This is a genomic window from Cohnella rhizosphaerae, assembly GCF_029525575.1.
In the GTDB taxonomy this organism is placed as follows: Bacteria; Bacillota; Bacilli; order Paenibacillales; family Paenibacillaceae; genus Cohnella; species Cohnella rhizosphaerae.
Map to the genome: position 1 here is coordinate 174,341 of NZ_JAPDIA010000008.1, position 12,089 is coordinate 186,429.

The window sequence follows — 12,089 nt, forward strand, 5'->3', positions numbered from 1 at the left end:
AAGCAATATGATCGTCCACATCGCCGTCGTCGACGACGAAGAAAAAATCAGACAAGGGCTCGCCAAATTAATCGAAATGACCGGCGACGAATACAAGATCGTCGGCGTCTATTCGGGAGGGCTGGAGCTGCTCGGCGAACTGGGAAGCCTTGAGCTCGACCTCGTCTTCACCGACATCAAAATGCCGCAGATGAACGGACTGCAGCTTATCGAGCAGGTGCAGCGCCGACGGCCGAAGGTGAAGTTCGCCGTCCTGAGCGGCTTCAGCGACTTCGAGTTCGCCAGAGGCGCGATCCGCCAGGGCGTCGAGGATTACCTGCTTAAGCCGGTGGACCAGGACGAGCTCGAGGCGCTGCTCCGCCGCGTCAAAAACAATCTTGAGCTGGAGCGCTACCGCAAGGCTGTCGCGGCGGAGGAGCATATTCGCCTGCTGCTCGGCAGCGACGTCCGGCATTTGCCCGGCCATATGACGGAGGGGGCGGGGCGCGAGCTGTCGCAGATCGGCTTGTTCAGGGAGCACTTCGCGGTCGTCCTGCTGCGGACGGATCCCGAGCTCACGGGCGAACGGCTCGCTTTTTATATGGAAGCATGGAATCGGGAGCATCGGAGCTTCGTCTGGGAGCCGCGTCAGTCCGTCATCGTCGTGGCGATCGGAAAAGGCGACCATGACGATACCGCCCGCGGCATCGCTTCGACGCTGCTTCAGCGCATTCCGCACGCCGTTCAAGCGCGCATCGGCGTCAGCGCGGTTCACCAGGGGCCGCTCAAGCTGCGCGACGCCTACCTGGAAGCGGAAGCCGCCATGCAGCAGGTATGGTACGAGGACGGCATCAAGGCGATGAACGACTACCTCCATCTGTCGCGGCGGCCGGAGGACGTGTCAGGACTGCTTCGGCTGCTCGACAAAGATTTCCGTCCGGCGCTGCAACTTCTCGATCTGCCGCGGGCGGAGAACGCGCTGCGGGGTTGGCTGGAGGAAGCCGGCAAGCTGCGTCCGGCCTGGCCCGCGCTGAGCGAGGCTGCGTCCGCCGTGTTCGGTCTGCTTCGCGGCGAGCTGAGCGGCCGGCAGACCCGGCTTCCGGCCGGAGAGAGCGAGGACGAGCAGCTGCGGCTGTCGCCGGGCCGGTTCGTGAGCTGGCATACATTTACATCGGAATTGATGGAGTCGGCATCCGCTCTGCTTCACATACTTAAAGAAGCCAGACAGGAAAATCGCGTCGTCGAAACCGTAAAAGCATACGTGCAGGAGCATTATACAGAGGAGCTCGAGCTGCAGCGGCTCGCGGACCGCGTTTTCCTGACGCCCAGCTACTTGAGCAAGCTGTTCAAAACGGAGACAGGCGAGACGATCACGGATTACATCATTTCCGTGCGCATCGCCCATGCCAAGGAGCATCTAATCCGCAACCCCGCGCTGAAAACGTACGAGGTCGGGGAGCTGGTCGGATACGGAGACCCGGCTTACTTCAACAAGGTTTTCAAAAAAGGTCGTCGGACTGACGCCCAAAGAATACCGTGAGCGTGTTAGGTTATAGTTATCCAAATTGAAGACAAGGAAAACAAACGTAGAACCTTAAAAGGCATAACCGAATCGGGTATAATCATTGTAAGCGATTTCCATACGGTGACTTGACCGACGACGAAAGCAGGGGTGTCTATGTTTAACCTGAGCTACAAAACGCAGCGGATTCTTATTCTGTTCGGATTCCTCACGATTCCGGTACTCTTGTCGTTGACCTTTTCGTATTATCCGGCGCTGTCGTTGCTTTACTACAGCTTTACCGACTGGAGCGGCCTCGGTTGGGACATGAATTGGGTCGGATTCGACAACTACAAGGAAATTTTCTCCCGTCCGGAAATTTTCGGCGTCTTCAAAAACAACGCGTATTATTTCGTAGGGGGGCTTGCTACAGACGGCCGTCGCCCTTTATTTCGCGATCGTGCTGACCAGCAGGCTCAAGGGACGGAACATTTTCCGTTCGATGCTGTTCATTCCTTACGTGCTTCATAGCGTCGCCATCGTCATCATGTTTCGCAACGTCTATCACGTCCAATACGGCTCGCTGAACATTTTCCTTGAAGCGATCGGTCTTGGTTCCTGGCAGCAGCAGTGGCTGGGCAATCCGCATCTGGTCAACTTCTCGCTTGCCTTTATCTCCATCTGGAAGTACTTCGGCCTCACGATGGTCATCTTCATCGGCGCGCTGCAGTCCATACCGGCCGACAATTACGAAGCAGCCAAGATCGACGGCGCCTCGGGCTGGCAAACGTTCCGCTTTATCACGCTCCCGAGCATCCGCAGCGTCCTCGAACTGATGCTCATTCTGACGCTGACCGGCGCCCTCGAAGCTTTCGACATTCCGTACATCATGATGCTCGGCGCGAACGACACGCATACCTTCGTCTCGAAGACGGTAGACATGGCCTTCAAGTTCCAGCAAGCCGGACTCGCGTCCGCGATGGCCGTCGTCCTGCTGCTGATCGTCATCGCCTTCATCATCCTCCAGCGCAAGCTGCTGTTCAGAGAGGAGAAATAAGCGATGGAACGCCAAAATAAAGCGTGGACGATCTTCCGTTATGTCACGATCGCGATCGGACTGTTCATCGTGTTCTTTCCGATATACTCCGTGTTCATCTCGGCCTTCAAGACGCAGACCGAATATTACAACTCGGGCCTGCAGCTGCCGCACGACTGGTTCAATTTCGACAACTTCAGGAAAGTGTTCAAGGTCGGACGTCTCGGCCTTGGCTTCAAAAACATCTTCATCATCCTCGTCGTGTCGCTCGCCGGCAACGTCCTGATCGGCACGATGGTCGCCTACGCGCTCGGCCGCTTCGACTTCAAGATGAAGAAGCCGATCATGGGCATGTACCTCGTCGCGCAGGTCATCCCGATGATCACGACGCAGGTCGCGACGTTCCAGGTCATCAAGTTCCTGGGCGCCTACAACGAGATTTACGCGCCGATGCTGCTGTACCTGGGCGCCGACGTGCTGCAGATCGTCATTTATCTGCAATTCGTCAACAACATTCCGCGCGATCTTGACGAGAGCGCCATGGTTGAAGGCGCGTCGCTGTTCAAGATCTATCGGTCGATCATCTTCCCGCTGCTCGCCCCTGCGACGGCGACGCTGATCATCATGAAGACGATCTCGATCTACAACGACTTCTATACGCCGTATTTGTACATGCCGAGCCGCAAGCTGCAGGTCGTCTCGACCGCGATCTATTCGTTCGTCGGGCCGAATGCCGCGCAGATCAACGTCATTTCGGCGGGCATCCTGATCATCTTTATCCCGACGCTCGTCATTTATTTGTTCCTGCAGCGCTATATTTTCGCGGGCGTCACGAACGGCGCGGTTAAATAGCCTTAAAGTAATGGACGAATTCAAGCCATGACGCTAACGATCCGAATGTGTTATGATAACAATTAATCTTGTTATCAACGCATTCGGATTTTTGATGAGCGGAAAGGGTCGTAAGCGAGATGTCAAAGAAAGTAACGATGCAGCAGATCGCCGATCACGTCGGCGTCTCCAAATTCGCCGTCTCCAAGGCGCTAGCCGGCAAATCCGGCGTGAGCGCGGAGACCCGGGAAAAAATCATCAGCTCGGCGACGCAGCTCGGATACTTCGCGGGCAAGCGGATCAAGAGCTCGGCGTCCAGGCCCTCGGCGGATCCAACGGGCAGCGCGCAGCGGGATACGATCATCGTGCTGATCCCGAACATCCGCGAGCAGAACCGGCATTCCTTCTATTGGGGACGCATCATCGACGGGATCACGACCGGCCTCGAGCAGCATCGGCTCGGGATGATGATCGTTACGGAGCATATTACGGACAACTTTATCAAGCTGATCAACCCGGACGGCGTGCTTGGCATCGTCTGCGTGGGTCACATCTCGAACCAGCTCCTGCTTGAGATTCGCAACCTGTCGATTCCCTTCGTCATGGTGGATCACGAAGATCCGCTGATCCCGTCGGACGCGCTGTTCATGAACAACTACGAATGCATGCGCCGCGTGACCAACTACTTGCTTGGCAGCGGCCACCGCAAGCTTCAGTTCGTCGGCAATACGCGTTATTCCCGCAGCTTCTACGACCGCTGGCTCGGCTATCGTTCCTTGCTCGAGGAGCAGGAGGTGCCGTTCGAACAGGAGCCGGGACTGGTCTCGCTCGAGGGGGAGAATCGCTCGGAGCACACCGAGGCGCTCACGGAAGTCATAGGCGACATGAAGGCGCGCGAAAAGCTGCCGACCGCGTTCGTCTGCGCGAACGACTCGCTGGCGCTGTGCGTCGTCACGGCGCTCATGAAGCACGGTATCCGCGTGCCCGAAGACATTTCCGTCACCGGCTTCGACAACATCGACGACGCCGCGCTTTCGACGCCGACGCTCAGTACGGTCAACGTCAACAAGGAGGCGCTCGGCCAACGGGCGGTGGAGACGCTGCTATGGCGCATCAACCATCCGGAAAGTCCCAAGGAGCGGATTTTGCTGTCGGGGGGATCTGGTGTTCAGGCAGTCGACCGGGCTGGCGAACGAAGATTGAGCATGTAAATGTCAATAAAAAAAGCGGAATGTCGGTCAAACCGACATTCCGCTTTTTTTAGGTCTTTTTTATCGATGACGACTTATTCAATATCCGACAGACCTTGAACCTGCGTCGTTAATTTGAAGCGGTCGCTATGAGGGCCCGTCGTCCAAACCGTACCGTCTTGGCGAACGACGAGTAAGGCGGACGCCTGTCCCGCATACTGAATAGACGTCGCATTTTCCGTCACCAAGACAGGAATAATTTTGCCGTCGTCGTCGAAGATGGCGCCTTTTTTACGCTCGGATGTTGTTGACTTCTCTGTCCCAGGTGATAAAATCACATTTAGAATATTGTTATCTTAAAAAAGCTAACAAAATAGATAACAATAAATTAATAAAGGTTTACAAAAAGTTTTGTCAAAGAGGAGCTGCATGCATGAGCAAACAGACATGGAACGAGACCGTCAGCGGCATGACCTGGGGCTGGGTCGGCACGCGCGGCACGTGGACGGGGAGCGAAGCGGACTTCTCGATGGCGGAGATGGCGAAGCTTGGCGTGAACTGGACGGCCATCGCGCTGTCGGCGCTGCAGGAGACGCCGCAGTCGACGGAGATCCCTTACTGGGAAGCGCCGACGGTGACCGACGACGAGGTGCGCGCAGCCATTCGCAAGGCCAAGTCGCTTGGCATGAAGGTGTGCCTTAAGCCGGTCGTCAACGTGAAAAACGGGACTTGGCGCGCGCACATCGGCTTTTTCGACGAAGAGGTTCCGGGAGAGCCGAGCTGGGCCGAGTGGTTCGCGAGCTACGGCAAGTTCATCGCCCACTACGCGGCGATCGCGGAGCAAGAGGGCTGCGAGATGCTGTGCGTCGGCTGCGAGATGGTGCAAACCGACAAGCGGGAAGCCGAATGGCGGGCGCTCATCGCCGATATCCGTCCGATCTACTCGGGCCTGATCACCTATAACTGCGACAAATATCAAGAGGGCCGGGTCAAGTGGTGGGACGCGGTCGACATTATCTCTTCGAGCGGCTACTACCCGATCCACGAGTGGGAGGCGCATCTCGACCGCATCGAGGGCGTGCTCGCGCAGTGGAACAAGCCGTTCTTCTTCATGGAAGCCGGCTGCCCGAGCCGCGAAGGCTCGCCGCTGCGTCCGAACGACTGGTCGCTGCCCGGCGGACCGTCGGAGGAGGAGCAGAAGCGCTACTACGAGGCGATGTTCGGCGCATGCGCCAAGCGCGACTGGATGCGCGGCTTCATGCTGTGGGACTGGCCGGCCAAGCTGTACGAAGCGAAGGACGCGTCGGCCAACGACGATTATTGCATGTACGGCAAGCCGGCAGCGAAGACGGTGAGCGATTATTACAAGTCGGGTCAACAGCCGGAAGGCTTGAACGCCTGAGCATCCGAGCGGTTCGTGCCGGATCGGTACAAGGAGGACTAACGCATGACGCAGCAATTGACGGGCGCGCGGTGGCAGGAAGAGCTGACCGCGGAGCTTAAAGACAACATCCTCGGCTACTGGCTGAACAATACGGTCGACGAAAAATACTTCGGCTATATCGGCGAGATCGCGAGCAGCGGCGAGAAGCTGCCGGAAGCGGACAAGGGGCTCGTGCTGCACGCCCGCATCATGTGGACGTTCGCTTCTGCTTACCGCCTTTACAAAGATGAAAAGTATCTCGCCGCATCGAAGCGCGCATACGAGGCTTTAAGAACGCATTTTCGCGATCCGGAGCATGGCGGCCTGTACTGGCTGATCGACGTCAAGGGAGCGGCGGTGTCCGATAAGAAGCAAGTGTACGGCCAAGCGTTCGTCATCTACGCCTTGTCCGAATACGTTCGCGTGACCGACGATCCAGAGGCGCTCGCCTGGGCGGAGGAGATCTACCGTTTGCTCGAAAAGCACGCTTACGATCCGGTACACCTCGGTTATATCGAAGCGCTGGCGCGCGACTGGACCGAGACCGACGAGCTCAGCCTTTCCGGCAAAGATCTGAACGAACGCAAGTCGATGAACACGCATCTCCACGTCCTCGAGGCTTATACGAACCTGTACCGCGTCTGGAAGCCGGAAGGCCTCAAGGCCAAGCTCAAGGAGCTCATCGAGGTTCACCTGGACAAGATTATCGACGCGAAAACCGACCACTTCCTGCTGTTTTTCGACGACGAGTGGCATTCCAAAGCGCCCCATATCTCGTACGGTCACGATATCGAGGGCAGCTGGCTGCTGTGGGAAGCGGCCGAGGTGCTCGGCGACGCATCGCTGCTGCCGCACGTCAAGGAAGCGGCCGTCCGCATGGCGCATGCGACGCTTGAGCAGGGCGTGGACGAAGACGGCGGCTTGTTTAACGAGTACGACGGACATCATCTGGACGACAGCAAGGACTGGTGGCCGCAGGCCGAAGCGATGGTCGGCTTCCTGAACGCCTACCAGCTGTCGGGCGAAGCGAAGTATTTGGAGGCGGCCAAGCACAGCTGGTCGTTCATCTCGAAATTCGTGAGCGATCGCGAGGGCGGGGAATGGCATTGGCAGGTTACGCGCGCCGGAGAGCCTGTCGTTCAGGCGAACCAGCCCAAGGTCGGCCAATGGAAGTGCCCGTACCACAACAGCCGGGCGTGCATCGAAGCGCTGGAGAGACTCGAACATTTGAAATCGGAGGTATAATTCATGAGCGACTTTCTCGATCAAATCAAACAACTGAACGAGCAATACGAAAAGCTGATCGCGCAGCCGAACCCGAAGGTCGAACCGGGCAACGGCATCTACTGGCGCCACGAGCACCCCGTCGTGACGAACGGGCACGCGCCGCTCTACTGGCGCTACGACCTGAACCCCGAGACGAATCCGTACCTGATGGAGCGGATCGGCGTCAACGCGGCCTTCAATGCGGGCGCGATCAAGCTGAACGGCAAGTACTATCTGATGGTTCGCGTCGAAGGCGTCGACCGCAAATCGTTCTTCGCCGTCGCGGAGAGCGACAAGCCGACCGAAGGCTTCCGCTTTAGGGACTTTCCGGTGCTGCTCCCCGAGACCGAAGACCCGGACATCAACGTATACGACATGCGTCTCGTGCAGCATGAGGACGGCTGGATTTACGGCCTGTTCTGCAGCGAGCGCAAGGACCCGGACGCGCCGAAAGGCGATACGTCCAGCGCCAACGCCAAAGGCGGCATCGCGCGGACGAAGGATCTGATCGACTGGGAGCGTCTGCCGGATCTCCAGACCCCTTCGCCGCAGCAGCGCAACGTCGTGCTGCATCCCGAATTCGTAGATGGCAAATACGCGTTCTACACGCGTCCGCAGGACGGCTTCATCGACACGGGCGCGGGCGGCGGCATCGGCTGGGGGCTCTCCGACAGCATGAATCCGGCGGTCGTCGACCATGAGTCGATCGTAGACGAGAAGGTATACCATACGATAAAGGAAGTGAAGAACGGACAAGGCGCCGCGCCGATCAAGACGGCCAAAGGCTGGCTGCATATCGCCCACGGCGTTCGCAACACGGCCGCTGGCCTCCGCTACGTCATCTATGCGTTCATGACCGCGCTGGACGACCCGAGCCGCGTCATTCACGCCCCGGCCGGACATCTGATCGCGCCGGAAGGCATCGAGCGCGTCGGCGACGTGTCCAACGTCGTCTTCACGAACGGGCTGATCGCCGAGGAGACCGGCGAATTGTACATTTACTATGCTTCGTCCGACACCCGACTGCACGTGGCCTCGACGACGATCGACCGCATGCTCGATTACGTAACGAACACCCCGGAGGATGGCCTTCGCTCGCGCGCCAGCGTGGAGACGCGTTACGCGCTGATCGCGCGCAACCTTAAGCTGCTGGACCTTCCGGAATACGCGTTTTTAAAGCGCGGCTAATCGTTTTCGCAAGCCAACCGAATCGAATGGGTAAAAATCCCCTAATCGGCACATACTAATGCCCGGTTAGGGGATTTTAAGCTAAAAGTTTTTATTTGTTATCATAATAGATGACAATAAAAACAAAACGATTGCCTGTTTTTGCAAAGGGAACGGCGTATAATTAGGTCATGTAAGCGATCCCAACGCAGCGCTTACAAAGCTGGATCGTCAGCTAAAACCATCAATATGGGGGTCAAACAAATGAAAAAAAGCACGCTTGCCATCTTGTCGTTGCTGACGGCTTCCGCCGTACTCTCCGCTTGCGGCAGCAACAACAATAACAACGCATCTCCTTCCGCATCGGCATCTCCGTCCGCGAGCGCTTCGGCATCCGCATCCGCATCGAACGGCGAAGCGAACGCCGACCTTTCCGGCAAGATTCTCGTACTGACTCACCGTACCGACTACATCAGCGATGGCACGTTCGACAAGTACGTCGCCAAGTTCAAAGAAAAATATCCGAAGGCCGAAGTCGAATTCGAAGGCCTGACCAACTACGCCACGGACATCAATACGCGTCTGACGACCGGCGAAGCCGGCGACGTCAACATGATTCCATCGGCGCTTGCCGCCAGCGAATTTCCGAAGTACTACGAGCCGCTGCCGGACGCGATGTTCGACAATGTCTACTTCGCGGACTATGACGCATTCGAAGGCAAACGTTACGGCATCACCTCGGGCGTGAACACCCAGGGTATCGTATACAATAAGAAGGCGTTCGAGAAGGCGGGCATTACGTCCACGCCGAAGACGCTCGACGAGCTATACGCCGACGCGCAAAAGCTGAAGGACGCGGGCATCGTGCCGCTGTACATGAACTTCGGCGCGCAATGGCCGATGGGCAACTGGGGCGAGAATTCCTACACTTACGTAGCGGGCGACGCGAAGTGGACCGACACTCGCATCACGACGGACACGCCGTTTACCGTCGACGGACCTTGGGGGGCAACTGATCACGATCGCGCGCAAATTCGTCGAGAACAAATGGGTCGAGTCCGACCTTTCCACCAACAACTGGGAAATGTCCAAGGGTGAAGTCGCATCCGGCAAAGCCGCGATGTACTTCCTCGGCAACTGGGTCATTCCGCAAGTTATCGGCGCTGGCGCCGCTTCCGAAGACATCGGGTTCTTCCCGTTCCCTTACGACAACAGCGGCAAGTATAACGCGCCGCTCGGCGGCGACTACTTCGTCGGCGTAAGCAAGGACAGCAAGAACAAGGATCTGGCGATCGCCTGGGTGAACTTCTTCGTCAAGGAATCCGGCTACGACACCGACTCGGGCTTCCTGCCTGTCGACAAGACCAAGACGCCTGAAGTGCCGCAGCTGGCCGAGTTCAACGCGGCTAACCCGACGTACATCGAGAGCGTCGCCGTCGACCCTCGCTACAACGAGATCGCCAAGAAGGCCGAGATCGCGCTGGGCACCGGCTCCGTCGACCAAGACCTGATCGTGGCGAAGGATCTGAAAAAAGCGTTCGACGACCTGAACGCCAAGTGGGCGAAGGCGCGCAAGGAACTCGGCTATTAAGCCGTGAGCAGGCAAGCCAAGTCTAATGCAGCAGCCAGAACTGCGAGCAGGCAAGTCGCGTTTAACGCTTCAGCCAGAACCGCATAGCGACGGCGCAAGACACCGTCATCCTAAGCCTCCCGGCACCCGCCGGGAGGTTTTTCGTCGCGGAAAGAAGTCTCGACCAGGACCAACCGGCTCTCCGTCGCCGTCACTTCGCCGCAAGAAGTCCTGACTGAGAACACCCCGCGCCTAGTCGCCGTCTATCAGCTTGAAGAAGTCTCGACCAGGACCAACCGGCTCTCCGTCGCCGTCACTCCGCCGCAAGAAGTCCTGACTGAGACCCCCCCCCGCGCCTAGTCGCCGTCTACCAGCTTGAAGAAGTCTCGACCAGGACCAACCGGCTCTCCGTCGCTGTCACTGTGCCGATAGAAGTCCTAACTGAGAACATCCTGCGCATAGTCGCCGTCTACCAGCTTGAAGAAGTCTCCACCAGGACCAACCCGCCCGCCCTGTCGTTCCTTGCCGCGATCATCCGCCGCCACAAGTCTTTTCTGAAGTGCACCCGCGTTCGTTCTCCGTATATCGGCACGTCGAACGCTTGCCGGTCATCCACATCCCCCCCCAATGTTACGCGAACTATTCTCACCTCATCCTTTGCCCGTCACGACAAGTTCGAGATTCCCGTTTTTTTTGCCTATGTGCCGTTCTAGCATCTCTTAATTTCTCATAGACTTCACTATCGCTTTCGCAAGCCGGAAGAATAGAACGTTGAAGAGAACCCCGGGAGGGGAGACGGAGGTGCGGAATGTTCCGTGCGGCGCTATCGCATTATTGGCCTGTTTGGCGCAGGCAGTTCCGAAGGTTTTTGGCGTCGGGACGCGCATTTTTCCTGCTCAGCTTTTGCTCGATGGTCATGTTCGTCCTCCTCGGCCTCGGCGGCATCCTGCAGATCAAGTTGGCTGCTTCGCCCGCGCAGTCGATGAAGGGCTTAGCGGCGTCAGTTTCGGACACGTTTTTCACTTCGATGCTCGGGCTCGAGCTGCCGCAGATGGCCGAGCAGGGCAAGGGTGGAAGGATGGACGGCGAGCGGATCGCGGCCTTTCTGCTGCGGTTCCTGACCGACGTCAATCCGGGCGATCCGAAAAGCCTGCTTGCCGCAGAGATGCCCGGCGCTGGCGGAGACGAACCGATTTTGTTCCGGACGGGCTCCGGCGGCTCGGACAGCGCGCCGGAGGACTATAGCCCGCCGGCCGCGGGCGCGACGGACGATCACGGCGCGGAACCTGACAAGCAACCGGACAAGCAACCGGACAAGCAACCGGACAAGGGCGCCGACACGCCGGACGCGTCCGCGACGCCGGGAACCCAGCAAAGCGACCCCGCTCCGACGCCGGCGCCGGACGGCGAGGACGCGCCTCCGAATCAATCGAAGACGACGGAAGGCCGCAAGGTCGTGTTCATCTATCATTCTCACAACCGCGAATCCTACTATCCCGAGCTGCCTTCGGGCACCAAGGATCCCAATTCTGGCAAGGTCAACGTGACGCAGGTCGGCAAACGTCTCGCGGATCAGCTTGAGAAACGGGGGATCGGCGCGCTGCACTCTTCCAAAGATTACGCCGGCACGGTTAAAGACTACGATTGGAACCAATCCTACAAGTATTCCAAGCAGACGGTCACGCAGGCGATGGCGGGCGACAAGGATCTCACCTTTTTCTTCGATATTCATAGAGACTCGCTTCGCCGCAAGGAATCGACCGTCACGATCGGCGGCAAAGACTACGCGCAAGTATTTTTCATCATCGGACAGCGCAATCCGAACTGGAAGCAAAACGAGAGCTTTGCGAACGAGATTCACGAAAAGCTGGAGGCATCGTATCCCGGCTTGTCGCGCGGCATCTGGGGCAAGACGGCGGCGACGGGGAACGGCGAATACAATCAGTCGCTCGCGCCGGACAGCGTGCTCATCGAGATCGGCGGGGTGGACAATACGCTCGAGGAGTGCTATCGCACGGCCGACGCGCTCGCGAAGACGATCTCTGATCTTTACTGGCGGAGCCAAAATGCCGAGGCGGCCGGAGCCGGGGCGCGATAGGCCGCGACGGACCAATAAGGGAGGAATG

10 protein-coding genes and 1 pseudogene are annotated in these 12,089 nt (G+C 58.2%); 10 read left to right on the forward strand and 1 reads right to left on the reverse strand.

Annotated features, from left to right (window positions below; genetic code table 11):
- Positions 1–7: 7 nt before the first annotated feature.
- From OMP40_RS24050 to OMP40_RS24090, 9 genes and pseudogenes are all read left to right on the forward strand, one after another.
- Entirely contained in the window at positions 8–1,519 is a 1,512-nt protein-coding gene (locus OMP40_RS24050) for a response regulator transcription factor (RefSeq protein WP_277535200.1), read from the forward strand.
- A gap of 138 nt (positions 1,520–1,657) precedes the next feature.
- Positions 1,658–2,537 (forward strand): annotated as a pseudogene (locus OMP40_RS24055) (carbohydrate ABC transporter permease).
- Between the two features lie 3 nt (positions 2,538–2,540).
- On the forward strand, positions 2,541–3,368 hold the full coding sequence (locus OMP40_RS24060) for a carbohydrate ABC transporter permease (RefSeq protein WP_277535202.1): 828 nt from the start codon (positions 2,541–2,543) through the stop codon (positions 3,366–3,368).
- Between the two features lie 119 nt (positions 3,369–3,487).
- Entirely contained in the window at positions 3,488–4,558 is a 1,071-nt protein-coding gene (locus OMP40_RS24065) for a LacI family DNA-binding transcriptional regulator (RefSeq protein WP_277535204.1), read from the forward strand.
- Between the two features lie 412 nt (positions 4,559–4,970).
- Positions 4,971–5,939, forward strand: coding sequence for a glycoside hydrolase family 113 (locus tag OMP40_RS24070; protein ID WP_277535205.1), 969 nt, complete (start codon positions 4,971–4,973; stop codon positions 5,937–5,939).
- Between the two features lie 45 nt (positions 5,940–5,984).
- Positions 5,985–7,205 (forward strand): AGE family epimerase/isomerase, encoded by a 1,221-nt coding sequence (locus OMP40_RS24075; RefSeq protein ID WP_277535207.1) that lies wholly within the window; start codon positions 5,985–5,987, stop codon positions 7,203–7,205.
- A 3-nt stretch (positions 7,206–7,208) separates the two neighbouring features.
- Entirely contained in the window at positions 7,209–8,414 is a 1,206-nt protein-coding gene (locus OMP40_RS24080; RefSeq protein ID WP_277535210.1) for a glycoside hydrolase family 130 protein, read from the forward strand.
- 243 nt (positions 8,415–8,657) lie between these two features.
- Positions 8,658–9,491, forward strand: a complete 834-nt coding sequence (locus OMP40_RS24085; protein WP_277535211.1) for an ABC transporter substrate-binding protein — start codon at positions 8,658–8,660, stop codon at positions 9,489–9,491.
- The gene (locus OMP40_RS24090; RefSeq protein WP_277537998.1) at positions 9,415–9,984 is read left to right on the forward strand and encodes an extracellular solute-binding protein; all 570 of its coding nucleotides are present in this window, start codon (positions 9,415–9,417) and stop codon (positions 9,982–9,984) included. Before OMP40_RS24085 ends, OMP40_RS24090 begins: the two co-directional genes overlap by 77 nt.
- Positions 9,985–10,432: 448 nt before the next feature.
- Here the strand turns inward: OMP40_RS24090 and OMP40_RS24095 are convergent, their stop codons facing one another.
- The gene (locus tag OMP40_RS24095; RefSeq protein ID WP_277535214.1) at positions 10,433–10,579 is read right to left on the reverse strand and encodes a hypothetical protein; all 147 of its coding nucleotides are present in this window, start codon (positions 10,577–10,579) and stop codon (positions 10,433–10,435) included.
- Positions 10,580–10,831: 252 nt separating this feature from the next.
- Here OMP40_RS24095 and OMP40_RS24100 point away from each other — a divergent pair, with 252 nt between their 5' ends.
- Positions 10,832–12,061: a stage II sporulation protein P gene (locus tag OMP40_RS24100; protein WP_277535215.1), complete on the forward strand. Its 1,230-nt coding sequence runs from the start codon at positions 10,832–10,834 to the stop codon at positions 12,059–12,061.
- Positions 12,062–12,089 lie beyond the last annotated feature (28 nt).